The 22,959-nt window shown below is 70.2% G+C and carries 18 protein-coding genes; 3 read left to right on the top strand and 15 right to left on the bottom strand.

What is annotated here, in order from left to right; genetic code table 11:
• The first annotated feature begins 67 nt into the window (after window positions 1-67).
• Both ACFWW9_RS16545 and ACFWW9_RS16540 read left to right on the top strand, forming a co-directional pair.
• Window positions 68-1,957 carry a 2-oxoacid:acceptor oxidoreductase subunit alpha gene (locus ACFWW9_RS16545; RefSeq protein WP_390377621.1) on the top strand — a complete coding sequence of 630 codons (1,890 nt, stop codon included), beginning with the start codon at window positions 68-70 and terminating at the stop codon, window positions 1,955-1,957.
• Window positions 1,954-3,024, top strand: a complete 1,071-nt coding sequence (locus ACFWW9_RS16540) for a 2-oxoacid:ferredoxin oxidoreductase subunit beta (RefSeq protein ID WP_390377618.1) — start codon at window positions 1,954-1,956, stop codon at window positions 3,022-3,024. The genes ACFWW9_RS16545 and ACFWW9_RS16540 overlap by 4 nt, the downstream gene beginning before the upstream one ends.
• 55 nt (window positions 3,025-3,079) lie before the next feature.
• Here ACFWW9_RS16540 and ACFWW9_RS16535 read toward each other — a convergent pair whose 3' ends face one another.
• Window positions 3,080-5,347, bottom strand: a complete 2,268-nt coding sequence (locus ACFWW9_RS16535; protein ID WP_390377615.1) for a hypothetical protein — start codon at window positions 5,345-5,347, stop codon at window positions 3,080-3,082.
• 210 nt (window positions 5,348-5,557) lie between these two features.
• Here ACFWW9_RS16535 and rarD point away from each other — a divergent pair, with 210 nt between their 5' ends.
• Entirely contained in the window at window positions 5,558-6,529 is a 972-nt protein-coding gene (gene rarD / locus ACFWW9_RS16530; protein WP_390377612.1) for an EamA family transporter RarD, read from the top strand.
• A gap of 78 nt (window positions 6,530-6,607) precedes the next feature.
• Here rarD and ACFWW9_RS16525 read toward each other — a convergent pair whose 3' ends face one another.
• From ACFWW9_RS16525 to ACFWW9_RS16460, 14 genes are all read right to left on the bottom strand, one after another.
• Window positions 6,608-7,615: a polyprenyl synthetase family protein gene (locus ACFWW9_RS16525; protein WP_390377609.1), complete on the bottom strand. Its 1,008-nt coding sequence runs from the start codon at window positions 7,613-7,615 to the stop codon at window positions 6,608-6,610.
• Between the two features lie 19 nt (window positions 7,616-7,634).
• Window positions 7,635-9,200, bottom strand: coding sequence for an NADH-quinone oxidoreductase subunit NuoN (gene nuoN, locus ACFWW9_RS16520; RefSeq protein WP_390377606.1), 1,566 nt, complete (start codon window positions 9,198-9,200; stop codon window positions 7,635-7,637).
• Between the two features lies 1 nt (window position 9,201).
• Window positions 9,202-10,767, bottom strand: coding sequence for an NADH-quinone oxidoreductase subunit M (locus ACFWW9_RS16515; protein ID WP_390377602.1), 1,566 nt, complete (start codon window positions 10,765-10,767; stop codon window positions 9,202-9,204).
• Complete coding sequence (nuoL, locus tag ACFWW9_RS16510; protein WP_390377599.1) at window positions 10,764-12,698, bottom strand: NADH-quinone oxidoreductase subunit L; 1,935 nt, start codon at window positions 12,696-12,698, stop codon at window positions 10,764-10,766. Before nuoL ends, ACFWW9_RS16515 begins: the two co-directional genes overlap by 4 nt.
• A 10-nt stretch (window positions 12,699-12,708) precedes the next feature.
• A complete protein-coding gene (gene nuoK / locus ACFWW9_RS16505) occupies window positions 12,709-13,008 on the bottom strand; it encodes an NADH-quinone oxidoreductase subunit NuoK (protein ID WP_106187055.1) in 300 nt (99 codons plus the stop codon).
• Window positions 13,008-13,877: an NADH-quinone oxidoreductase subunit J gene (locus ACFWW9_RS16500; protein ID WP_390377595.1), complete on the bottom strand. Its 870-nt coding sequence runs from the start codon at window positions 13,875-13,877 to the stop codon at window positions 13,008-13,010. The genes nuoK and ACFWW9_RS16500 overlap by 1 nt, the downstream gene beginning before the upstream one ends.
• The gene (gene nuoI / locus ACFWW9_RS16495) at window positions 13,874-14,401 is read right to left on the bottom strand and encodes an NADH-quinone oxidoreductase subunit NuoI (protein ID WP_390377592.1); all 528 of its coding nucleotides are present in this window, start codon (window positions 14,399-14,401) and stop codon (window positions 13,874-13,876) included. Before nuoI ends, ACFWW9_RS16500 begins: the two co-directional genes overlap by 4 nt.
• Window positions 14,388-15,677 (bottom strand): NADH-quinone oxidoreductase subunit NuoH, encoded by a 1,290-nt coding sequence (gene nuoH / locus ACFWW9_RS16490; protein WP_390377590.1) that lies wholly within the window; start codon window positions 15,675-15,677, stop codon window positions 14,388-14,390. The genes nuoI and nuoH overlap by 14 nt, the downstream gene beginning before the upstream one ends.
• Window positions 15,674-18,115, bottom strand: coding sequence for an NADH-quinone oxidoreductase subunit G (locus ACFWW9_RS16485; RefSeq protein WP_390377587.1), 2,442 nt, complete (start codon window positions 18,113-18,115; stop codon window positions 15,674-15,676). The genes nuoH and ACFWW9_RS16485 overlap by 4 nt, the downstream gene beginning before the upstream one ends.
• Window positions 18,115-19,392 (bottom strand): NADH-quinone oxidoreductase subunit NuoF, encoded by a 1,278-nt coding sequence (nuoF, locus tag ACFWW9_RS16480; RefSeq protein WP_390377584.1) that lies wholly within the window; start codon window positions 19,390-19,392, stop codon window positions 18,115-18,117. Before nuoF ends, ACFWW9_RS16485 begins: the two co-directional genes overlap by 1 nt.
• Window positions 19,393-19,401: 9 nt before the next feature.
• Window positions 19,402-20,151 (bottom strand): NADH-quinone oxidoreductase subunit NuoE, encoded by a 750-nt coding sequence (gene nuoE, locus ACFWW9_RS16475; RefSeq protein WP_390377581.1) that lies wholly within the window; start codon window positions 20,149-20,151, stop codon window positions 19,402-19,404.
• Window positions 20,148-21,470: an NADH-quinone oxidoreductase subunit D gene (locus ACFWW9_RS16470; RefSeq protein WP_390377770.1), complete on the bottom strand. Its 1,323-nt coding sequence runs from the start codon at window positions 21,468-21,470 to the stop codon at window positions 20,148-20,150. The genes nuoE and ACFWW9_RS16470 overlap by 4 nt, the downstream gene beginning before the upstream one ends.
• Window positions 21,471-21,637: 167 nt before the next feature.
• Window positions 21,638-22,390: an NADH-quinone oxidoreductase subunit C gene (locus ACFWW9_RS16465; RefSeq protein WP_390377578.1), complete on the bottom strand. Its 753-nt coding sequence runs from the start codon at window positions 22,388-22,390 to the stop codon at window positions 21,638-21,640.
• 7 nt (window positions 22,391-22,397) lie between these two features.
• A complete protein-coding gene (locus ACFWW9_RS16460) occupies window positions 22,398-22,949 on the bottom strand; it encodes a NuoB/complex I 20 kDa subunit family protein (protein WP_390377575.1) in 552 nt (183 codons plus the stop codon).
• Window positions 22,950-22,959: the final 10 nt, after the last annotated feature.

Genomic DNA, 22,959 nt, shown 5'->3' with positions numbered 1-22,959 from the left:
CGCAACTGCACATGTGATGCGGGACAACAGTTCGGCCTGTCCACGAAGAGAGGGATCGGCGTAGGAGATGACTACCGACCTGGGTAACGGCGCACTGCCTGGAGCCCCCGAAACACGCAAGCTGGATCGAGTGGTGATCCGGTTCGCCGGGGACTCCGGTGACGGCATGCAGCTCACCGGTGACCGCTTCACCTCCGAGGCCGCCGCCTTCGGCAACGACTTGGCGACCCAGCCCAACTTCCCCGCCGAGATCCGGGCGCCCCAGGGCACCCTGCCGGGCGTGTCGTCGTTCCAGCTGCACTTCGCGGACTACGACATCCTCACCCCCGGCGACCGCCCCGACGTGCTCGTGGCGATGAACCCGGCGGCGCTCAAGGCGAACATCATGGACCTGCCCAAGGGCGGGATCCTGATCGTCAACACCGACGAGTTCAACAAGCGCAACCTGCAGAAGGTGGGCTACGCGGCCAACCCGCTGGAGGACGAGTCGCTGGCGGACTTCCAGGTCCACGAGGTCGCGATGGCCACCATCACGATCGGCGCGCTGGAGGAGACCGGGCTCGGCAAGAAGGACGCCGAGCGCGCGAAGAACATGTTCGCGCTGGGCCTGCTGTCGTGGATGTACCACCGGCCGACCGAGGGCACGGAGCGGTTCCTGCGGGAGAAGTTCGCGAAGAAGCCGGACATCGCCGAGGCGAACGTCCTGGCGTTCCGCGCGGGCTACTACTACGGCGAGACGACCGAGTCGTTCGCGGTGACCTACGAGGTCGCCCCGGCGAAGCTGAACACCGGCACCTACCGCCAGATCACCGGCAACACGGCGCTGGCGTACGGCCTGGTCGCGGCGGGCCAGCAGGCCAGGCTGCCGATCGTGCTCGGCACGTACCCGATCACGCCGGCGTCGGACATCCTGCACGAGCTGAGCAAGCACAAGAACTTCGGCATCACGACGTTGCAGGCCGAGGACGAGATCGCGGGCATCGGCGCGGCGCTGGGAGCGTCGTACGGCGGCGCGCTGGGCGTGACGTCGACGTCGGGTCCCGGTGTGGCGCTGAAGTCGGAGACCATCGGCCTCGCGGTGATGACCGAGCTGCCGCTGCTGATCATCGACGTGCAGCGCGGCGGCCCGTCCACGGGCCTGCCGACCAAGACCGAGCAGGCCGACCTGCTCCAGGCGATGTTCGGCCGCAACGGCGAGTCGCCGGTGCCGATCGTGGCGCCGCAGTCCCCGTCGGACTGCTTCGACGCGACCATGGACGCGGTGCGGATCGCGCTCACCTACCGCACGCCGGTGCTGCTGCTGTCCGACGGCGCGATCGCGAACGGCTCCGAGCCGTGGCTGATCCCGAACGTCGACGAGCTGCCCGACCTGTCGGTGGAGTTCGCGACCGAGCCCAACGCCACCGACGGCTCCGGCGAGTTCTGGCCGTACGTGCGCGACCCCGAGACGCTGGCCCGCCCGTGGGCGATCCCCGGCACGCCGGGGTTGCAGCACCGCATCGGCGGGCTGGAGAAGGCCGAGAACACCGGCAACATCTCCTACGAGCCGGAGAACCACGACCGGATGGTGCGGCTGCGCCAGGCGAAGGTCGACGGCATCACCGTGCCGGACGTGGTCGTGGACGACCCGACCGGCGACGCCAAGGTCCTGGTCATCGGCTGGGGTTCCTCGTACGGCCCGATCGGCGCCGCGGCCCGCCGCGTGCGCAAGCTGGGCCTGCCGGTGGCGCACGCGCACCTGAGGCACCTGAACCCGTTCCCGAAGAACCTCGGTGACGTGCTTTCCCAGTACGACAAGGTGATCGCGCCCGAGATGAACCTCGGCCAGCTCGCGCTGCTGCTGCGGGCGAAGTACCTCGTGGACGTGATGAGCTACACCAAGGTCCAGGGGCTTCCGTTCAAGGCCGAGGAGCTCCAGGACGTGCTCGCCGACGTGATCAAGGGGGTTGAAGCGTGACGGCGATTGATCTCGGCCTGCCCGCGCTGGGTGGGCTCGACGGCGTCCCGACCACCGACGAGCCGCAGAAGGCCAAGGACTACAAGTCGGACCAGGAGGTCCGCTGGTGTCCCGGCTGCGGCGACTACATCGTGCTCAACGCGGTGCAGTCGTTCCTGCCGACGCTGGGGCTCAAGCGCGAGAACATCGTGTTCGTGTCCGGCATCGGCTGCTCCAGCCGGTTCCCGTACTACATGAACACCTACGGGATGCACTCGATCCACGGCCGCGCCCCGGCCATCGCGACCGGCCTCGCCGTGTCGCGGCCGGACCTGTCGGTGTGGGTCGTGACCGGTGACGGCGACGCGCTGTCCATCGGCGGCAACCACCTGATCCACACGTTGCGGCGCAACGTGAACCTCAAGATCCTGCTGTTCAACAACCGGATCTACGGGCTCACGAAGGGCCAGTACTCCCCCACGTCCGAGACGGGCAAGATCACCAAGTCGACGCCCGCGGGCTCGCTGGACAACCCGTTCAACCCGGTGTCGCTGGCGCTGGGCGCGGAGGCCACGTTCGTCGGCCGGGCGCTGGACTCGGACAAGAAGGGCCTCACCGAGGTGCTGCGGCAGGCCGCAGAGCACCGCGGGTCCGCGCTGGTGGAGATCTACCAGAACTGCCCGATCTTCAACGACGGCGCGTTCGACGTCCTCAAGGACGCCGACGACGCCAAGCGGCGGATCATCAACCTGGAGCACGGCAAGCCGATCGTCTTCGGCCTCGAGGGCGAGTACGGCGTCGTGCGGTCCGGGTTCGCGGGCCTGGAGGTCGCGAAGGTCTCCGAGGTGGGGCTGGAGAACGTGGTCGTCCACGACGCCACGCTCGAGGACCCGTCGTACGCGTTCGCGCTGTCCCGGCTGTCCACGCAGGACCTCTCGCACACCGTCACGGGGGTGTTCCGCAACGTTCGGCGGACCACCTACGACGACGCCGCGCGCGACCAGGTCGAGCAGGCGAAGGCGGCCAAGAAGGCCGACCTCGCGGCGCTGCTGCGCGGCAAGGACACCTGGACCGTGCTGAGCGACTGAGTACCAACGCAAAAGGCCCCCTCCACTGTGGAGGGGGCCTTTTGCGTTGGCACTACTACGCGGGACGGAAGCCGGCTTTCTGGGCGTCGGCCTCGGTGCGGAACCAGACGTCGGCCCTGGTGTCGTCGAAGCTGGACGTGCCGGGGCGGAAGTAGCGGCGGCCGGTCAGGGTCGCCTTCACCTCGAAGTCCGCCGCGGGGGCGTGGCCGTCCGACTTGGGGAGGACCGAGCCCGGTCCGAACGGGGAGCGCGGGTTGAAGCCCTCCGGCTGCTGGTAGCGCGGCGCGACGGGGGCGGACGGTTCGCTGCGGCCGCCCGTGGAGGGGCTGAAGCCGACCGGGCGCGGGCGCACGGGCAGGGGTTTGGCCTGCGGCGGTGCGACCGGCTGGGGCGGGCCCAGCAGCGGAGGGGACGTCATGGGCGGCGGGCCGCCCGCCGGGCGCTGGGGGCGCTGCGGCAGGCCGTTGGAGCCGCGCTGGAGCAGTTCCGGGGCCAGGGTCGGGACGAACGGCTGGTCGTCCGACGGCGGCAGGTGGCGCACGGTCTCCGCGGGCTCCGGGTCGTCGTCCGAAGCGCCGACGATGGGCTCGAAGAGGGACCGGGGGCGTTCCGCCGCGGGCTGGGCCGGGGCGGGCTTGGCCGCCTTCGGCGCGGGGGCCTCCGGCTCGACCGGCTGGGGCGCGAAGAAGTCGGCGGCGCGCGGGGCGGCCGCGCGCTTGTCGACGATCGGGGGCAGCTCGGCCGGGAAGAACTCGGTCGCCGGGGCTTCCGGTTCCGCCGCCTTGGCCGCGGGCTGCTCGGCCTGGAAGGGCGCGGTCGACGCGCGCTCGCCGGAGAACGGGGCCACCGGCGTGCCCCCGGCGGGGGCCCAGCCGCGGGACTCGGTCGGCGCGGCTTGGGCGGCGCGGAAGTCCGCGCCCCGCGTCTCGGCGTCGCGGGTGTCCTCGGTGTCCTGGGGCTCGGCGGCCGCAGTGACCTCGTCCGGGTCGTCGCGGCGGTCGTCGGGGTCGTCCGGCTGCACGCCGAGCTGGCCCTTGCTGGACTCGATCGCGTCCGTGACGGCGGCGATCGGGAACTGGCCGGTCAGGCTGTGCTCGGGCCACGGCTGGCGCTCGGCGTCCGACTCGGCCTCCCGCTCGGCCTCCGCGCGGGCGTCGGCCGCGTCGATGGCGCGCTGCACCTCGCCCGCGGGGATGACCGACGTGGTCTCGGTCTCGTCCTCGGGCGTCTCGTCGACGACCTCGGCCTCCTCGGCCTCCTCGACCGGCTCGGCGACCTCGGCGTCAGCCTCGACTTCGGCTTCGGCGGGCAGCACGTCGTCGGCCGCGAAGTCCTCTTCACGGTCGTCGAGCAGCTCGGCCTCGGGCCGTTCGGCGTCCTGCTCCGCCTCGGTGGGCCGGTCGACCTCGAGCTGCGCCTCTTCCTCCTCGCGCCACATCTCGCGCGGGTGCCACTCCTGCACCTCCGGCGGGGCCGTCGGCTCCTCCTGGGCGGGCGCGACCTCGGCCGTCACGGGGTTCAGGTAGCGGGTGCGGTCCGCCGGGATCTCGGGCACGTCCGGCAGCTCGTCGAGGTCCGCGCGCCGGAACACGGTCGGCTCCTGCGCCGGGTTGAGCGGCACGGGCTCGGCCTGCACCTCGTCCTCGGTGGACAGCCGCTGGAACAGGCTGCGCGGCTTCTCCTCCTCGGGCACGTCGACGGGCTCGACGATCCGGGACGGCTCGGCGTCCTCCGGGATGCGGGTGAGCGCCGGGGGCAGCTCGTCGTAGTTGTCCGAGTCCGGTTCGGGCTCCGGTTCCGGGGCCGCGGCGAACGCGCTCAGCGGCGGGAACGGGGCCACGTCGTTCGACTGGCGCGGTTCGGGCGTGCGCGGCAGGGGCGCGTAGGGCTCCTGGCCGTACGGCTCCTGGGGCCTCGGCGGCTCGACCAGCCGCTGCGGCTCCAGCGGGCGCAGCGGCTCGCCGGAGCGCGACGGGGGCTCGTAGGGCTCCGCGGCGCGCGGGGGCTCGTACGCCCTCGGCGCTTCCTGCGCGGGGCTCTGCGGCCACACCTGCTCGGGCGGCGGGGCCAGCGCGGGATCGGAGGTCGCGCGGGCACCGACGTGCCAGTCGTCGAACTCCTCGTCGCGCATCGGCGACGACACCGGCGACGGCGGGGCCTGCGGTTGCGGTCGCGGCGGTCCGGCTGGGGCGCTGAGCCTGTTCGCCTCCAGCTCGGCGAGCCGCTGCTTGGCCGGTCGGACCTGCACGAGCCAGGTCACCAGCACACCGGCGACGAAGGACAGCAGGCTCCACAGCCAGACCTGCCCGAAGAGCGACACCACTGGAAGTTCCTCCAACTGGCAAGTCCTGTTACGCCCCGACGCGCTCGCACGCCGAGCTGTTCACCCGGTAGTGGAAGCGGTGCCAAACTACCCTGACCTCGTGGTCAGTCGCGGTCGGCCGCCCACTGGCGAACGGATGTGTCGATAGTAGGCCACCGGGCGCAACTGACCAGGTCAAAGGGATCCACGTCGCGGCGTAGAGTGCGGCGAGTGCCCCCGTTGACCAACTCCGACGCCACCGCGGTGGAAGTTCACCGCCCCGATCGGGGAATCGCGTACGGCGTCGGCGCGTACGTGCTGTGGGGCGTCGTCCCCGCCTACTGGCCCCTGCTGCTCCCGGCGACCCCCGTGGAGCTGCTGGCCCACCGGATCGCGTGGTCACTGGTGGTGATGGCGGGGATCACCCTGGCGCTCGGCCAGTGGGGCGCGCTGCGCCGCCTGTCGGCCAAGGGCTGGCTGATGGTCGCGTGCGCCTCGGTGCTGATCGCGGTCAACTGGGGCGTCTACATCTACGCGGTGAACAGCGCCCACGTGGTCGAGGCCTCACTGGGGTACTTCATCAACCCGCTGGTCAGCGTGCTGCTGGGCGTGCTGGTGCTGCGGGAGAAGCTGCGGCTGCCGCAGTACGCGGCGCTGGCCATCGCGGTGCTGGCGGTGGTCGTGCTGGCCGTCGACTACGGCTCGCTGCCGCTGATCTCGTTGACGCTGGCGTGCTCGTTCGGCGTGTACGGGCTGATCAAGAAGACCGTGCCGCTGGACTCGACCACGAGCCTGACCGGCGAGAGCGTCGTGCTGGCCCCGATCGCGGTCGGCTACCTGGTGTGGCTCGGCGCGACCGACGCGGGCACGTTCACCTCGAACGGCTGGGGCCACGCGCTGCTGCTGGTCTCGGCGGGCGCGGTCACGGCGGTGCCGCTGATGCTGTTCGGCGCGTCGGCCAGGAGGGTGCCGCTCATCACGCTGGGCATGCTCCAGTACCTGGCGCCGATCCTCCAGTTCGCCTGGGGCGTGTTCGTGAAGCACGAGACCATGACGCCGGTCCGCTGGGCCGGTTTCGGCCTGGTGTGGGTCGCGCTGGCCGTGTTCACGCTCGACGCCGCCCGCACGGGTCACCGGGCCCGAAAGCTCGAACTGGCTCCCCGCCGCGAAGCGGCGGTTGACCTGACACCAGAGTGCCGATGACCACTGCTGAAGTGGAACCGGGATGCGAACGGCCACCCTTGCGGGCGTCCCTTCTCGAGACGCCCGCACCCGAACTGGTCAGTGCGAGCGGGCCACGACGTACTCGCTGAGCGACTCCATCGCGTCGCGGGCCGGGCAGGCCGGGAGCTTGCCCAGTGCGGCGCGGGCCTCGTCGGCGTACTCGTCGAGGGTCTGCCTGGCCTTCGCCAGTCCGGACGACGTGCGCAGCAGCGCCAGCGCCTCGTCGACCTCGGCGTCGTCGGTGATCGGACCGGACAGCAGCCGACCGAGCCTGGTGCTCTCGGCCCCCGGCTCGGCGAGCGCGTACAGCATCGGGAGCGTCTTCACGCCCTCGCGCAGGTCCGTGCCGGGCGTCTTGCCCGACTCCTCCGTCGGCGACGCGATGTCGATGACGTCGTCGGAGATCTGGAACGCCGCCCCGATCACGTCGCCGTAGGCGCGCAGCGCGTCGGTCTGCTCGTCGGTCATCTCGGAGAACATCGCGCCGAAGCGCGCCGCGGTCGCGATGAGCGACCCCGTCTTCTCCTTGATCGTCTTGAGGTAGTGCTCGACGGGGTCCTCGCCCTCGCGGGGCCCCATCGTCTCGCGCATCTGCCCGGTGACCAGCTCGCTGAACGTCTCGGCGATGATCCGCGCCGCGGCCGTCCCCAGGTCCGCGACCAGCGCGGACGCGTGGGCGAACAGGTAGTCGCCGGTCAGGATGGCGATGCTGTTGTCCCACTTGGCGTTGGCGCTGACCGCGCCCCGCCGCATGGTCGCCTCGTCCATCACGTCGTCGTGGTAGAGGGTCGCGAGGTGCGTCAGCTCGACGACCGCGGCCGCCTTGATGACGTTCTCGCGGTCCCACGTCCCGGTGAACTGGGAGGCGAGCAGCGTGAACAGCGGGCGAATCCGCTTGCCGCCCGCGTCCACGAGGTGCAGCGACGTCTCCATCACCGGGTGGAAGTCGCTCTGCACGACCTTCCGCAGAAGTTCTTCCACCTCGGCGAGGCCGTCCTGCACCACCTCCGCCAGCACAGGGTCGACGAACTGGAACCCTGTCCCCACCTGCTCGCTACTGGTCACCCTTGAAGCCTACGTACCACTAGAAGACGAAGCCGCCTGCCCCCGCCCAATCGAGCGCGAACGAGGGGTACACGCCCAGGAACAGGGTGACGGCGGCGCCGATGGTGATCGCGATCGTGGTGAACGCGCCGGGCACGGTCACCGTGGGCCCGTCAGGTGCGGGTTCGCTGAAGTACATGAGGACGATGACCCGCAGGTAGAAGAACGCCGCCACCGCGCTGGCCACCAGCGCGACCACCACGAGCGGTGCGAGACCGTCCTGGATGGCCGCCGCGAACACCACGAACTTGCCCACGAAACCACTCGTCAGGGGGATGCCCGCGAGTGCCAGGAGCAGGAACGTGAAGACCGCCGCGAGCACCGGCGACCGCTTCGCGAGCCCCGCCCACTGCGACAGGTGGGTCGCCTCGCCGTCGGCGTTGCGGACCAGGCTGATGACGCCGAACACGGCGACCGTGGTGAAGCCGTAGGCCAGCAGGTAGAACAGCGTGCCGGACAGGCCCTGCTCGGTCAGCGAGATCGAGCCGATCAGCAGGAAGCCCGCGTGCGCCACCGAGGAGTACGCGACCATGCGCTTCACGTCGGTCTGGGTGAGGCCGAGCACCGCGCCGATGACCATCGAGGCCACGGCGACGCCCCACAGGACGCCCCGCCACTCCCAGTTGGTCCGCTCGAACGCGACGGTGAGCACCCGCAGGATGCCGCCGAAGGCCGCGACCTTCGTGCAGGCCGCCATGAACGCCGTGATGGGCGTCGGAGCGCCCTGGTAGACGTCCGGGGTCCACGCGTGGAACGGGCCGACGGAGGCCTTGAACAGCAGGCCGACGACCAGCAGGCCGAAGCCCGCGAACAGCAGCGTGTCGGACTTGTCGCTGCCCGCCGTGGCGGTCGCGATGTCGGCCAGCTTCACGGAGCCCGCGTAGCCGTAGAGCAGCGCGAGGCCGTAGAGGAAGAACGCCGAGGCGAACGCGCCGAGCAGGAAGTACTTGACCGCCGCCTCCTGCGAGAGCAGGCGGCGACGGCGGGCGAGCCCGCACATCAGGTACAGCGGCAGCGACAGCACTTCCAGCGCGATGAACATCGTCAGCAGGTCGTTCGCCGCGACGAACACCATCATCCCGGAGAGCGCGAACAGCGTCAGCGGGAAGACCTCGGTCTGCATGCCCGTGCGGGACGCCTGCGCGCGGTCCTGGACCGTGCCGGGGCGGACCGCGGCGTCGGCGACGAACGCGCCGCCGGGCTCGACGGACCGGTCGGCGATCAGCAGCACCGAGCCGAACGCCAGCATCAGCAGCGTGATCCAGAGGAAGATCACCGGCCGGTCGACCGCGACCGCGTCCGACAGCGTGGTGACGCCCTGCTTGGTGTTCGCGTCGCTGGACGCGTAGACGACCGTCCACGCGCCCGAGGCGATGAGGGCGAGCGCGGTCAGCGCGACCTGCGCCGCCCACCGCTGGTGCTTGGGCAGGAAGGCCTCGAACAGCACGGCGACGCAGGCGGCGCCGAGCACGATCAGCACCGGGGTGATCGCGTCGTACTTGATGTCCGGCGCATCGATCAGCTGGACCTGGGCGAGGAACGTCACGTCACTTGCCTTCCTGCGCGACCGGGTCGGACACGCCGACCTCGCTCAACGTCGCCCCGATCGACGGGGAGATCACGTCCAACACCGGCTTGGGGTAGAACCCGAGCACGAGGACCAGTGCCACGAGCGGCGCCAGCACGGCGATCTCCCGCTTGTCGAGGTCCTTGATCTCGGAGCGCTCCGGGTCCTTGGCGGTTCCGGGGCCGCCCGCCACGTTCAGCAGCGCGGTCCCGCGCACCGGGCCCTGGAAGACCCGCTGGTAGACCCACAGCACGTACAGGGCCGCGAGCACCATGCCGAGCGTGGAGACGATGGTGAACACCGGTTGGTTGGGGTACGAGCCGATGAGGACCAGGAACTCGCTCACGAACGAGTTCGTGCCGGGCAGCGCCAGCGAGGACAGACCGGCCACGAAGAACAGGCCGCCCAGCACCGGGGTCAGCTTCGCCATGCCGCCGTAGTCCTGGATCAGGCGGGAGCCGCCGCGCGACATCACCATGCCCACGACCAGGAACAGCATGCCGGTCGAGATGCCGTGGTTGACCATGTACAGCACCGAGCCCGTACCGGCCTGCGAGCTGAACGCGAAGATGCCCAGCGCGATGAAGCCGAAGTGGGCGATCGAGGTGTACGCGACGAACCGCTTCATGTCCGTCTGGCCGACCGCGAGCAGCGAGCCGTAGATGATGCCGACGACCGCGAGCACGAGCACCAGCGGCGCGAGCTGCTTGCTGGCCGCCGGGAACAGCGGCAGGCAGTAGCGCAGGAAGCCGAACGTGCCGATCTTGTCCAGGACGCCGACGAGCAGCACGCCCGCGCCCACCGGCGCCTCGGCACCGGCGTCGGGCAGCCAGGTGTGCAGCGGCACCAGCGGGGCCTTGATCGCGAAGGCGATGAAGAACCCGAGGAACAGCCAGATCTGCGTGGACGTCGGCGCGTCCTTCATCACGGTGACGAGCGTGGCCCAGTCGAGCGTGCCCTGGCCCAGCTTGTCCGCGCTGGTGACGTACAGGCCGATCACCGAGGCGAGCATGATCAGGCCGCCGAGCAACGAGTAGAGGAAGAACTTCATCGCCGCGTACTGCCGGTTCGGGCCGCCGAAGCGGCCGATCAGGAAGTACATCGGGACGAGGACGGCCTCGAAGAACACGTAGAACAGGAACACGTCGGTCGCGGCGAACACGCCGATCATGCCGGTCTGCATGGCCAGCAGCAGCGAGAAGAACCCGCTCGCGCTGCGGCCCTCCGGCAGCTTGTCCGACCAGGCGCCGCCGATGACGACCGGCATCAGGAAGGCGATCAGCGCGATCATGACGAGCGCGATGCCGTCCACGCCGAACGACAGGTGCACCCCGAACGTCGGGATCCAGTCGGCCGAGCTGGTCAGCTGCAACCGGGCGGACGACGACGGGTCGTAGGCGATCCAGGTCACGACCGCGAGCGCGAGTTCCACGAGGGAGAACCCGAGCGCGGTGAACTTCGCGATCCGGTCGTTCCCCCGCAGGAATGCCACCACCAGGCTGCCGACCAGCGGCAGCAGGAGCAGCGCGATCAGCGTCCAGCTCACGAGAACCTCACCATCAGAAGCGCGCCCAGCACGCAGATCGCGCCCAGGAGCATGGAGAGCGCGTACGAGCGCACGAAACCGGTCTGGAGACGGCGCAACCGGCCGGAGCTACCGCCGAGCAGCGCGGCGGTCCCGTTGACGAGGCCGTCGACGCCCTTGTTGTCCACGAACACGAGCGCGCGGGAGAGCCAGGTGCCCGGCCGCGCGAACAGCGCCTCGTTGAGCGCGTTGCCGTACAGGTCGGCGCGCGCGGCGCGGACCGGGAAGGACACCCGCAGCGGGCGTTCCACCGGCTGCGGCTTGCGGCCGAAGAGGAGGAACGCGATGGCCACGCCCACCAGCGAGAGGCCGACGCTGAGGATCGCCACGGTCGTGTGGTCGATGACCCCGTGCGTCTCCTCCAGCGGGCCGAGGGACGGTTCGAGCCAGCCCGCGAGCCGGTCGCCGCTCTCCAGGAACCAGCCGATGCCGACCGAGCCGACGGCCAGGACGATCATCGGGATGGTCATGGACAGCGGGGACTCGTGCGGGTGGTAGTCCTTGCCGTCCGCCGTCTTCAGGTCCTTCCAGCGGGCCTTGCCCAGGAAGACCAGCAGCAGCAGGCGGGTCATGTAGAACGCCGTGAGCGCCGCGCCCAGCAGCGCGACGCCGCCGAACACGTAGCCGCGCCAGCCCGGCTCGCCGAAGGCGGCCGCGATGATGGCGTCCTTGGAGAAGAAGCCGGAGAACGGCGGGATGCCGATCAGCGCGAGGTAGCCGAGGCCCCAGGTCGCGAAGGTGATCGGCATGTACTTGGCGAGCCCGCCCATGCGGCGGATGTCGCCCTCGTCGTTCATGCCGTGCATGACCGAACCCGCGCCGAGGAACAGGCCTGCCTTGAAGAAGCCGTGGGCCAGCAGGTGCAGGATGCCCAGCGCGTACCCGACCGGGCCGAGGCCGACGGCGAGGATCATGTAGCCGATCTGGCTGACCGTCGAGTAGGCGAGGACCTTCTTGAAGTCGTCGTACGCCATGCCGATGAGGCAGCCGATCAGCAGCGTCACCGCACCGATGATCATGACGACCAGTCGGCCGTCCGGACTGAGGTCGTACAGCGGGTGCGAGCGGGCGATGAGGTACACGCCCGCGGTCACCATCGTCGCCGCGTGGATCAGGGCGGAGACGGGCGTCGGACCCGCCATGGCGTCGGGCAGCCAGGCCTGGAGCGGGAACTGGCCGGACTTGCCGCAGGCGCCGAGCAGGAGCAGCAGCGTGATCGCCAGGATCGAGCCGGACGACAGCTCGTCCACCCGCGCGAACACGTCGGTGTACTGGGTGGTGCCCAGCTCCTTGAACATGATGAAGATGGCGATCGCGAGACCCAGGTCGCCGACCCGGTTCATCAGGAACGCCTTCTTGGCCGCGGTGGCCGCCTCCGGCTTGTACTGGTACCAGCCGATGAGCAGGTAGGACGCGAGGCCCACACCCTCCCAGCCGAAGTACAGCGTCACGAAGCCGTTGCCCAGCACCAGCAGCAGCATCGCGGAGACGAAGAGGTTCAGGTAGGCGAAGAACTTGCGCCTGCCGTCCTCGTGCGCCATGTAGCCGATGGAGTAGATGTGGATCAGGGACCCGACACCGGTGATCAGGAGCACGAACGTCAGCGACAGCGGGTCGATCCGCAGGCCGAACTCGACGTTCAGGGCGCCGACCGGGATCCAGTCGAACAGGTGGAGCTCGCTCGTCCGCTCCTCCGGGCCCTGGCCGAGGGTCGTGAAGAAGAGCGCGACCCCGTAGGCGAACGCCGCGATGATCGTGGCGCAGCCCAGCAGGTGGCCCCACTTGTCGGCCCGCTTGCCCGCCAGCAGCAGCACAGCCGCACCGAACGCGGGCAGGGCTAGCAGCAACCAGGCGAGACTCGCGAGCCCGCTGGCGGCAACTGATTCCGTCACCGGTGACCTCTCAGTACTTCAGCAGGTTGGAATCGTCGACCGAGGCCGAGCGACGCGTGCGGAAGATCGACATGATGATCGTCAGGCCCACCACGACCTCGGCGGCGGCCACGACCATCACGAAGAAACCCATCACCTGGCCGTCGAGCTCCCCGTGCATGCGGGAGAACGTGACCAGCGTGAGGTTCACCGCGTTGAGCATCAGCTCGACGCACATGAACACGACGATGGCGTTGCGCCGCACCAGAACGCCCACCGCGCCGAGGCTGAACAGCAGCGCGGACAGGAGCAGGTAGTAGGTAGGAGTCATCACTCCCCCTCCTTGGCTGACGCGGAGCCGGTGAGCGCGTGCGCGTCGGCGTGGTGCCCGGTGCCGGACACCCCCGCGACGTCGTCCGCGAGGCGTTCCTTGGTGGTCGTCTCGATGAGCGCCGAGAGCGACTCCTCCGCGACGGAACCGTCGGGCAGCAGCGCGGGCGTGGCGACGGAGTTGGCCGTGGCGAAGACGCCGGGGCCGGGCAGCGAGCCGGGGCGGTCACCCTTGAAGCGCTCCTCGACCAGTTCGCGCTGGGTCTTCTTCTCGCCCTTGCCGTGCCGGTCGGAGTACGCCAGCACCATCGCGCCGACGGCGGCGGTGATCAGCAGCGCCGACGTGAGCTCGAAGACGAACAGGTACTTGGTGAACAGCTCCGAGCCGATGTTGGCGACGTTGCCGCCGCCGGAGTTGTTCACCGAGGCGAGGCCGACCGAGCGGACGCGGGTGAAGGCCTGCGCGAGCGAGCCGACGACCAGGCCCGCGAAGCCGACGCCGAGCACCGCGGCGGCGAGGCGTTGCCCGCGCAGCACCTCGACGATCGAGTCCGAGCTGTCCCTGCCGACGAGCATCAGCACGAAGAGGAACAGCATCATGATCGCGCCGGTGTACACGATGATCTGCACGAAGCCGAGGAACGGCGCCTGCTGGACCATGTAGATGACGCCGAGGCTGAGCATGGTCAGCACCAGCCACAGCGCGGAGTGGACCGCGTTGCGGGCGAAGAGCATGCCGAGCGCGCCCGCGAGGGACAGCGGTCCGAGGATCCAGAACGCGATCGTCTCGCCGGTGCCGATGGTGTCGGCGACCGGGGCCGCGGGCTGCGCGACGGTGACGAAGTCCTGCGCCAGGTTGAGAAGGCTCACTGCCCCGCCTCCGCGTTGCGGGCGAGCGCCGGGCCGTTCACGTAGTAGTCCTGCTCGTTGTCGCCGAGCCGCATGGGGTGCGGCGGCTGCTCCATGCCGGGCAGCAGCGGGGCGAGCAGGTCCTCCTTCGTGAAGATCAGCTTCTGCCTGCTGTCGTCGGCCAGCTCGTACTCGTTCGTCATGGTGAGCGAACGGGTCGGGCACGCCTCGATGCAGAGGCCGCAGCCGATGCAGCGCAGGTAGTTGATCTGGTAGTCGGCGCCGAAGCGCTCACCGGGGGAATACCGGGCGTCCTCGGTGTTGTTGCCACCTTCGACGAAGATCGCGTCCGCCGGGCAGGCCCACGCGCACAGCTCGCAGCCGACGCACTTCTCCAGCCCGTCGGGGTGCCGGTTGAGCTGGTGCCGCCCGTGGAACCGCGGCGCGGTGACCTTCTTGACCTCGGGGTACTCCTCGGTGACGACCTTCTTGAACATCGTTCCGAAGGTCACGCCGAAGCCCTTGATGGGATCAAACATCCCCATCGCTGGCCTCCTTCGATGCTGTTACCGCAACGGGTTCCTTGGGCAGCTGCGCGACGACCGGGGTACGCCGCGTCGGAGCCTTGGGGACTTCCAGGTCGAGTGGCGGCACGGGGTACCCGCCGCCGGTGATCGGGACCGCGTTCGGGTCTTCCGCGACCTTGCGGTCCGGCAGCAGCAGCGAGAGCAGCACCAGCACGCCGAGCACGACGCCGAAGATCGTCAGGAACTGGTTCCGGCTGAAGCCGCCGGAGTTGTTCAGCGCGCGCACGAGGGCCACGGCCACGATCCACACGAGGCTGATCGGGACGAGGACCTTCCAGCCCAGCCGCATGAACTGGTCGTAGCGCATGCGGGGCAGCGTGCCGCGCAGCCAGATGAAGATGAACAGGAAGAACAGCGTCTTGGCGACGAACCAGAGGAGGCCCCACCAGCCGGTGTTCATGAAGTCGCCGCCCCACGGCGCCTTGTACCCGCCGAGGAACAGCGTGGTCGCGAGCGCGGAGACCGTCACCATGTTCACGTACTCGGCGAGGAAGAACAGCGCGAACTTCAGCGAGCTGTACTCGGTGTGGAAACCGCCGACCAGCTCGGACTCGGCCTCGGGGAGGTCGAAGGGCGCGCGGTTGGTCTCGCCGACCATGGAGATGACGTAGATCGCGAAGCTCGGGAACAGCAGCACCACGAACCAGAGGTTGCTCTGCGCCTGCACGATGTCCGAGGTGGACATGGAGTGCGAGAACATCACGACGCCGACGATCGACAGGCCCATCGCGATCTCGTAGGAGATCACCTGCGCCGCCGAGCGCAGGGCGCCCAGCAGCGGGTACGGCGAGCCGGAGGCCCAGCCGGAGAGCACGATGCCGTAGACGCCGATCGAGGAGCAGGCCAGCACGACCAGGACGCCGACCGGGAGGTCGACGAGCTGGAGCGAGGTGCGCTCGCCGAAGAGGCTGACCTCACCGGCGATCGGGATCACCGAGAAGGCGACGAACGCAGGGATGCAGGAGATGACCGGCGCGAGGAAGAACACCCACTTGTCCGCGAGGACCGGGCGGATGTCCTCCTTGAACGCCAGCTTCAGGCCGTCCGCCAACGACTGGAGCCAGCCGTTGGGGCCGACCCGGTTGGGGCCGGGGCGCTGCTGCATCCGCGCGACGACCTTGCGCTCCCAGTTGATCATGAACAGCGTCATGACGACGAGGAACGCGAAGATCCCGACGACCTTGATCAGGATGATCCAGATCGGGTCGTCCGCGAGAAGTTCGGCGGTGGTCATGCCTTGCCTCCACTAACGGCCACGAGGGAACCGTGACCCGCGACGAGGTTGCGGCGCACGGTGACCGGGCCCGAGTTGCCGGGCAGCCAGACGACGCCGTCGGGCAGGTCCGCGACCTCGACGGGCAGCGTCACCGACCCGCGCTCGGTCGACACGGTGATGTCGGCGCCCGGTTCGAGGCCGAGGTTCACGGCGGTGTTCGCGGACACCTTCGCCACCACCGGGCGGGCGGTGCCCGCGAGGTTCGGCTCGTCGTCCTGGAGCGAGCCGTTGTCCAGCATCCGGCGCCAGGTCGCGAGCACGGCCTGACCGGCCGTGGGCTGCACGAGCAGCGGCGCCGACACGGTGGGGGCCGAGGCCTCCGCCACGTTCGAGCCGAGCCGGTCCAGGTCGGCGGCCGCGGCGGCGGGCGTCTGGGTGAACAGGTCGGCGTCCATCTCGACGGCCAGGGTGTCGAGCACCCGGCAGTCGGGCAGCGCGCCGGTGCCCTCGAGCGTGGTGCCGAAGTCGCGGCGACGGCCTTCCCAGTTCAGGAAGCTGCCGGACTTCTCGACCGACGGGGCGATCGGGAGGACGACGTCCGCGTGGTCGGTGGCCGCGCTCGGGCGCAGTTCCAGCGAGACCACGAAGCCCGCGAACTCCAGCGCCCGCTGGGCGAGGCCGGGGTCCGGCAGGTCGTACGGGTCGACGCCCGCGACGACGAGCGCGTCCAGCGCGCCGCTCGCGGCGGCGACCAGGATGCCGTTGGTGTCGCGGCCCGCGCGGCTCGGCAGCGTGCCCGCCACCAGGCCCCAGGACTTCTCCACCTCGGCGCGCGCGGCGGCGTCGCTGACGAGCCTGCCGCCGGGCAGCAGGTTCGGCACCGCGCCGACCTCGAGCGCGCCGCGCTCACCCGCGCGACGCGGGATCCAGGCGACCTTCGCCCCGGTGGACTCGGCGAGCCGGGCCACCGCGGAGAACAGGCCGGGCACCTCGGCGGCGCGCTCGCCGACGAGGATCACCGAACCGCTGGTGGACAGCGCTTCCGTCACGTCGGGAGCGTGCTCCGCCAGGCCGTTCAGCGCGGCGGGCTCCTGACCGGGGACGCAGGCGAGCAGCGTGCCGAAGGTCTTCTCCACGGCGGGCGAGGTGTACTGGCCCAGGTGGAACACCTTGGTCTTCTTGCGGGCGGCCTTGCGCAGCCGCAGGAAGACGATGGGCGCTTCCTCCTCCGGCTCGAACGCGACGCACAGCACGGCGGGCGCGGCCTCGATCGCCTTGAACGTCACGCCGCCGTTGTCCGGCGTCGTGCCGAGGATCGTGCTGGTCAGGAACTCCAGCTCCTCGGCCGAGTGCGCGCGGGCCCGGAAGTCGACGTCGTTGGTCTTGAGCGCCACGCGGGCGAACTTCGCGTAGGCGTAGGCGTCCTCGACGGTCAGGCGACCGCCGGTGAGCACGCCGACGCCCTTGGCGTCACGGGCGGCGGCGAGACCGGCCGCGGCGACCTGGAGGGCCTCGGTCCACGACGTCTCGCGCAGCTCACCGGACTCCGCGTCGCGCACCAGCGGGCGCGTGAAGCGGTCGGCGGCCGTGGCGTAGCGGAACGCGAAGCGGCCCTTGTCGCAGATCCACTCCTCGTTGACCTCGGGGTCGTCACCGGCGAGCTTGCGCTGCACCTTGCCGCGCCGCCAGTCGGTGCGCTCGGCGCAGCCCGACGAGCAGTGCTCGCAGACGCTCGGGGTGGAGATGAGGTCGAACGGGCGGGCCCGGAAGCGGTAGGCCGCGCTCGTGAGGGCGCCCACCGGGCAGATCTGGATGGTGTTGCCCGAGAAGTACGACTGGAACGGCTTGCCGTCCGCCACGCCGATCTGCTGCTGCGAGCCGCGCTCCAGCAGCTCGATGAACGGGTCGCCCGCGATCTGCGCGGAGAACCTGGTGCAGCGCTGGCAGAGCACGCAGCGCTCGCGGTCCAGCAGCACCTGCGTCGAGATCGGCAGGGGCTTCGGGAACGTGCGCTTGTGCTCGTGGAAGCGGGACTCCGCGCGACCGTGCTTGAGCGCCTGGTTCTGCAGCGGGCACTCGCCGCCCTTGTCGCAGATCGGGCAGTCCAGCGGGTGGTTGATGAGCAGCAGCTCCATCACGCCCGCCTGCGCCTTGTCCGCGACGGGCGAGGTCAGCTGGGTCTTCACGACCATGCCGTCGGCGACCGTCATCGTGCAGGAGGCCTGGGGCTTCGGCATCGGCCGACCGCCCATCTCGACCTCGACGAGGCACTGGCGGCAGGCGCCCGCGGGCTCCAGCAGCGGGTGGTCGCAGAACCGCGGCACGACGATGCCGAGGCGCTCGGCCGTGCGGATCAGCAGCTCACCCTTGGGGGCGACGACCTCGAAGCCGTCGATCACGAGCTTGACGTGGCCCTCGGGGACCGCGACCTCGCTCTTCTCCGGTGCCAAAGTCATCAGTGGGCTCCTGCCAACACAGCGGAGTTCTTGTCGCACAGCGCCAGGAACTCGTCCTTGAAGTACTTGATGCCACTGGTGATCGGGCTGACCGCGCCGTCGCCCAGCGCGCAGAACGAGCGGCCGAGGATGTTGTCGCAGACGTCGAGCAACGTGTCGATGTCGCTCGCGGTGCCGTTGCCCGCCACCATGCGCTGGAGGATCTGGACCAGCCAGTACGTGCCCTCGCGGCAGGGGGTGCACTTGCCGCACGACTCGTGCTTGTAGAACTCGGTCCACTTCATGACCGCCCACGGGACCGAGACGGTCTCGTTGAACAGCTGCAACGCCGTGGTGCCGAGCATGGAACCGGCCTCGGCCGCGCCCTCGAAGTCCAGCGGCACGTCGAGGTGGTCCGCGGTGAACAGCGGGGTGGACGAGCCGCCCGGCGTCCAGAACTTCAGCGGGATGCCGTCCTTCATGCCACCGGCCAGCTCCAGCAGCTCGCGCAGCGTGGTGCCCATCGGCGCCTCGTACTGGCCGGGCCGCGTGACGTGGCCGGACAGCGAGTAGATCTTCGGGCCGGGCGAGCGCTCGCGCCCCATGGTGCGGAACCAGTCGCTGCCGCCGTTGACGATGAACGGCACGCTGGCGATGGTCTCGACGTTGTTCACCACGGTCGGCGACGCGTAGAGCCCGGCGGTCGCGGGGAACGGCGGCTTCAGCCTCGGCTGGCCGCGCTTGCCCTCCAGCGAGTCGAGCAGCGCCGTCTCCTCGCCGCAGATGTACGCGCCCGCGCCGGCGTGCACGACGACGTCGAGGTCGAAGCCGCTGCCCAGGATGTTCTTGCCCAGGTACCCGGCGGCGTACGCCTCCTTGACGGCGCCGTCGAGCCTGCGGATGCAGTGCAGGGCCTCACCGCGCACGTAGATCGCGGCGAAGTTCGCCCGGATCGCGTACGAGGTGATGATGATGCCCTCGATGAGGGAGTGCGGGTCCGCCATCATCAGCGGGATGTCCTTGCAGGTGCCCGGCTCGCCCTCGTCGGCGTTGATGACGAGGTAGTGCGGCTTGCCGTCGCCCTGCGGGATGAAGCCCCACTTCATGCCCGTGGGGAAACCCGCGCCGCCCCGGCCGCGCAGGCCGGAGTCCTTGCACTGCTGGATGATCTGGTCCGGGTGCGCGCCGAGGGCCTTGCGCAGCGCGGTGTACCCCTCCAGCTGCTCGTAGGTCTTGATCGTCCACGAGCGCGGGGAGAGCCAGCGCTTGGTCAGCACTGGAGTGAGGCTGTCAACCATGGCGTGCCCCTACTTCTTTTCCGGGAGCGGCGGGAAGGCGACGTCGTCCGACATGGACGGTGCGGTCCAGCCGTTGTCCGCGGCGATGCGGGCGCCCCGCACGGTCTCGGCGGCGGCCGACGGGCCGTCCAGGTCGGACTCGCGACCCTCGAAGAACCCGGCCAGCTGGAGCTCGGCCTGGCGGAAGTCGGTGAGCGGGGCACCGCGCGTCGGAGCGGGCTTCTCCCCCGCCTGCAACGCGGTCACGAGCTCCAGCGCCTTGTCCGGCGTCTGGTTGTCGTAGAACTCGTAGTTCACCTGGAGGACCGGGCCGAGGTCGCAGGCCGCGAGGCACTCGGCGTGCTCCAGCGTGATCGAGCCCGGCGTGCCCGGCTCGCCCGAGGTCTCCTCCTGGCCCAGCGGCTTGCCCTCGCTGCCCAGGTGCTCGCGCAGCTTCGCGAAGATGGCGTCGCCGCCCAGCGCCGCGCACAGGGTGTTCGTGCACACGCTGACCAGGTGCTCGCCGCACGGCTTGCGCTTGTACATGGTGTAGAAGGTCGCGACCGCGCTGACCTCGGCGTTGCTCAGGTCGAGCTGGCCCGCGCAGAACGCGATGCCCGCCTGGCTGACGTAGCCCTCGACCGACTGCACGAGGTGCAGCATCGGCAGCAGCGCCGACCGCGACAGCGGGTAGCGCGAGATCAGCTGCTGCGCCCGCGCGACGATGTCGTCACCGAAGACGCTCAGGTCCGCAGTGGACGGTTCAGAAGTCTGGGTCATCGGTCACAACCACCCATCACCGGGTCGATAGAGGCCACCGAGGCGATGACGTCGGCGACCATGCCGCCCTCGCACATCGCGGGCATCGACTGGAGGTTCACGAAACTTGGTTCGCGCACGTGCACGCGGAACGGGCGCGTGCCGCCGTCGGAGACCACGTGGTAGCCGAGCTCGCCGCGCGGCGACTCGATCGGCACGTAGACCTGGCCCGCCGGGACGTCGAAGCCCTCGGTCACCAGCTTGAAGTGGTGGATCAGGGACTCCATCGACTGGCCCATGATCTTGCGGACGTGCTCGAGCGAGTTGCCCATGCCGTCCGCGCCGATCGTGAGCTGCGCGGGCCACGCGATCTTGGCGTCCTCGACCATGACCGGGCCCGGCTCCAGCCGGTCCACGGCCTGGCGGACGATCCGCAGCGACTGGTGGATCTCCTCGACCCGCATCAGGTACCGCGCGAAGCTGTCGCCCGCGTTCGACGTGGGGACGTCGAAGTCGTAGGTCTCGTAGCCCGAGTACGGCTCGACCTTGCGGAGGTCCCACGGGAGGCCCGCGGACCGCAGGATCGGGCCGGTGATGCCGAGCGCGAGGCACGCGTCGACGGGCAGGTAGCCCACGCCCGCGAGGCGGTTGCGCCAGATCGGCTGGCCGGTGAGCAGCTTGTCGTAGTCCGGGAGCCGCTTGTCCATGATCTTGAGGAACGAGCGGATCTTCTCGACCGCGTCGGCCGGCAGGTCCTGCGCGACGCCGCCGGGGCGGATGAACGCGTGGTTCATCCGGAGACCGGTGAGGTGCTCCAGCAGGTGCAGGACTTCCTCGCGCTCGCGGAACCCGGCGGTCATGCCGGTCAGCGCGCCCAGCTCCATGCCGCCGGTGGCCAGCGCCACCAGGTGCGAGCTGACCCGGTTGAGCTCCATCAGCAGGACCCGGATGACCTGGGCCCGCTGCGGCGCCTCGATGCCGAGCAGCTTCTCCACGGACAGGCAGTACGCGGCCTCGTTGTGCAGCGGCGCCAGGTAGTCCATGCGCGTCACGAACGTGACGCCCTGGGTCCAGTTGCGGTACTCGAGGTTCTTCTCGATGCCGGTGTGCAGGTAGCCGATGACGGACCGGGCCTGCGTGACCGTCTCGCCCTCCAGCTCCAGCACGAGGCGGAGCACGCCGTGCGTCGACGGGTGCTGCGGGCCGAGGTTCATGACGATGCGCTCGTCGCCCGCGGCGTCCGCGAGCACCTCGTCCCAGTCGCCGCCGGTCACCGTGTAGACGGTGCCCTCGGTGGTCTGGCGCGAGTCGGCGACGTCGACGGACGGGCCCGCGGCGATCGTCGCGGCCTCGTCGGCCCGCGCCTGGCCTGCCTGGGCGTCGGCGTCGCGGCTGTCGCTGCCCTCGGCGCTCGTGTCGGTGCCGGTCGACGCGTCGGCGACCGACTCGGTGCGGGTGCCGCCGCCGAGGGTCTCCTCGCGCGCCTGGTCCGCCTGGTTTTCGCTGCTCACGAGTAAGACCGCCTCTGGTCTGGCGGGGGGATCTCCGCGCCCTTGTACTCCACCGGGATCCCGCCGAGCGGGTAGTCCTTGCGCTGGGGGTGACCGTCCCAGTCGTCCGGCATGAGGATGCGGGTCAGGCCGGGGTGACCGTCGTAGACGATGCCGAACATGTCCCAGGCCTCGCGCTCCTGCCAGTCCGCCGTCGGGTAGACCGAGACGACGCTGGGGATGTGCGCGTCGTCCACGTCGACCGAGACCTCCAAGCGGATGCGCCGCCGGTAGGTCATCGAGGTCAGGTGGTAGACGGAGTGCAGGCGGCCCGCGACGTCCGCGCCGTAGTCCACGCCCGACACCGAGCTGCACAGCTCGAAGCGCAGGGCGGGGTCGTTGCGGAGCACGGAGCAGAGGTCCACCAGCTCCTCGCGGCGGACGTACAGGGTGATCTCGCCGCGGTCGATCGTGACCTGCTGGATCACGTCGGCCGGGATGTCCTTCTCGCGCATGGCGCCGAGCAGCTCGTCGACGAACTCGTCGAACCAGCCGCCGAAGGGGCGCTCGGCGGGGGTCGCGATGTACGCGGGCAGGCGGAGACCGCCGAAGCCCGACGTGTCACCGGTGCCCGTGACGCCGAACATGCCCTTGCGGGCCTTGCCGGTCTCCAGCGGCGCCTTCGGCTCCGCGGGCGCCACCTCGGTCGGCTGCAAGCCGTCCTCGGCGGGCCGCTGCGCGCTGGAGTTCTCTTCCCCTGGCTCCCTCATCGCCTGCTCACTTCTTCTTCGCGAAACGCTCGGACGACGGCATGAGGTCCGTGCTGTAGCCGCTCTCCAGGAGCGCGGCGGCACGAACGGCGCCCAGCGGCTCGTCCATGATCTTGGCGTGGATCTTGAGGATCGCGTCGATCAGCATCTCCGGCCGCGGCGGGCAGCCCGGCAGGTACATGTCGACCGGGACCACGTGGTCCACGCCCTGCACGACGGCGTAGTTGTTGAACATGCCGCCGGTCGACGCGCAGACGCCCATGGCCAGCACCCAGCGGGGCTCGGGCATCTGGTCGTAGATCTGCCGCAGCACCGGCGCCATCTTGTTGGTCACGCGACCCGCCACGATCATCAGGTCGGCCTGGCGCGGCGAGGCGCGGAAGACCTCCATGCCGAAGCGGGCGAGGTCGTAGCGCGGACCGCCCGTCGTCATCATCTCGATCGCGCAGCACGCCAGCCCGAAGGTGGCTGGCCACAGCGAGGACTTGCGGGTCCAGTTGACCAGCTTCTCCACGCTGGTCAGCAGGATGCCGTTCGGGAGCTTCTCCTCGAGGCCCATGACTGTCGCC

It is taken from the genome of Umezawaea sp. NPDC059074, from assembly GCF_042738955.1.
Classification (GTDB): Bacteria; Actinomycetota; Actinomycetes; order Mycobacteriales; family Pseudonocardiaceae; genus Umezawaea.
Note: the sequence above shows the minus strand (reverse complement) of the source record. Positions and strands in the feature narration are given on the sequence as shown.

Excerpts from the sequence above, each read along its gene's own strand:
- ACFWW9_RS16545 (WP_390377621.1), top strand. The coding sequence starts at position 68 with ATGACTACCGACCTGGGTAACGGCGCACTGCCTGGAGCCCCCGAAACA.
- nuoK (WP_106187055.1), bottom strand. The coding sequence starts at position 13,008 with ATGACTCCTACCTACTACCTGCTCCTGTCCGCGCTGCTGTTCAGCCTC.
- nuoI (WP_390377592.1), bottom strand. The coding sequence starts at position 14,401 with ATGGGGATGTTTGATCCCATCAAGGGCTTCGGCGTGACCTTCGGAACG.
- nuoH (WP_390377590.1), bottom strand. The coding sequence starts at position 15,677 with ATGACCACCGCCGAACTTCTCGCGGACGACCCGATCTGGATCATCCTG.
- ACFWW9_RS16485 (WP_390377587.1), bottom strand. The coding sequence starts at position 18,115 with ATGACTTTGGCACCGGAGAAGAGCGAGGTCGCGGTCCCCGAGGGCCAC.
- nuoF (WP_390377584.1), bottom strand. The coding sequence starts at position 19,392 with ATGGTTGACAGCCTCACTCCAGTGCTGACCAAGCGCTGGCTCTCCCCG.
- nuoE (WP_390377581.1), bottom strand. The coding sequence starts at position 20,151 with ATGACCCAGACTTCTGAACCGTCCACTGCGGACCTGAGCGTCTTCGGT.
- ACFWW9_RS16465 (WP_390377578.1), bottom strand. The coding sequence starts at position 22,390 with ATGAGGGAGCCAGGGGAAGAGAACTCCAGCGCGCAGCGGCCCGCCGAG.
- ACFWW9_RS16460 (WP_390377575.1), bottom strand. The coding sequence starts at position 22,949 with ATGGGCCTCGAGGAGAAGCTCCCGAACGGCATCCTGCTGACCAGCGTG.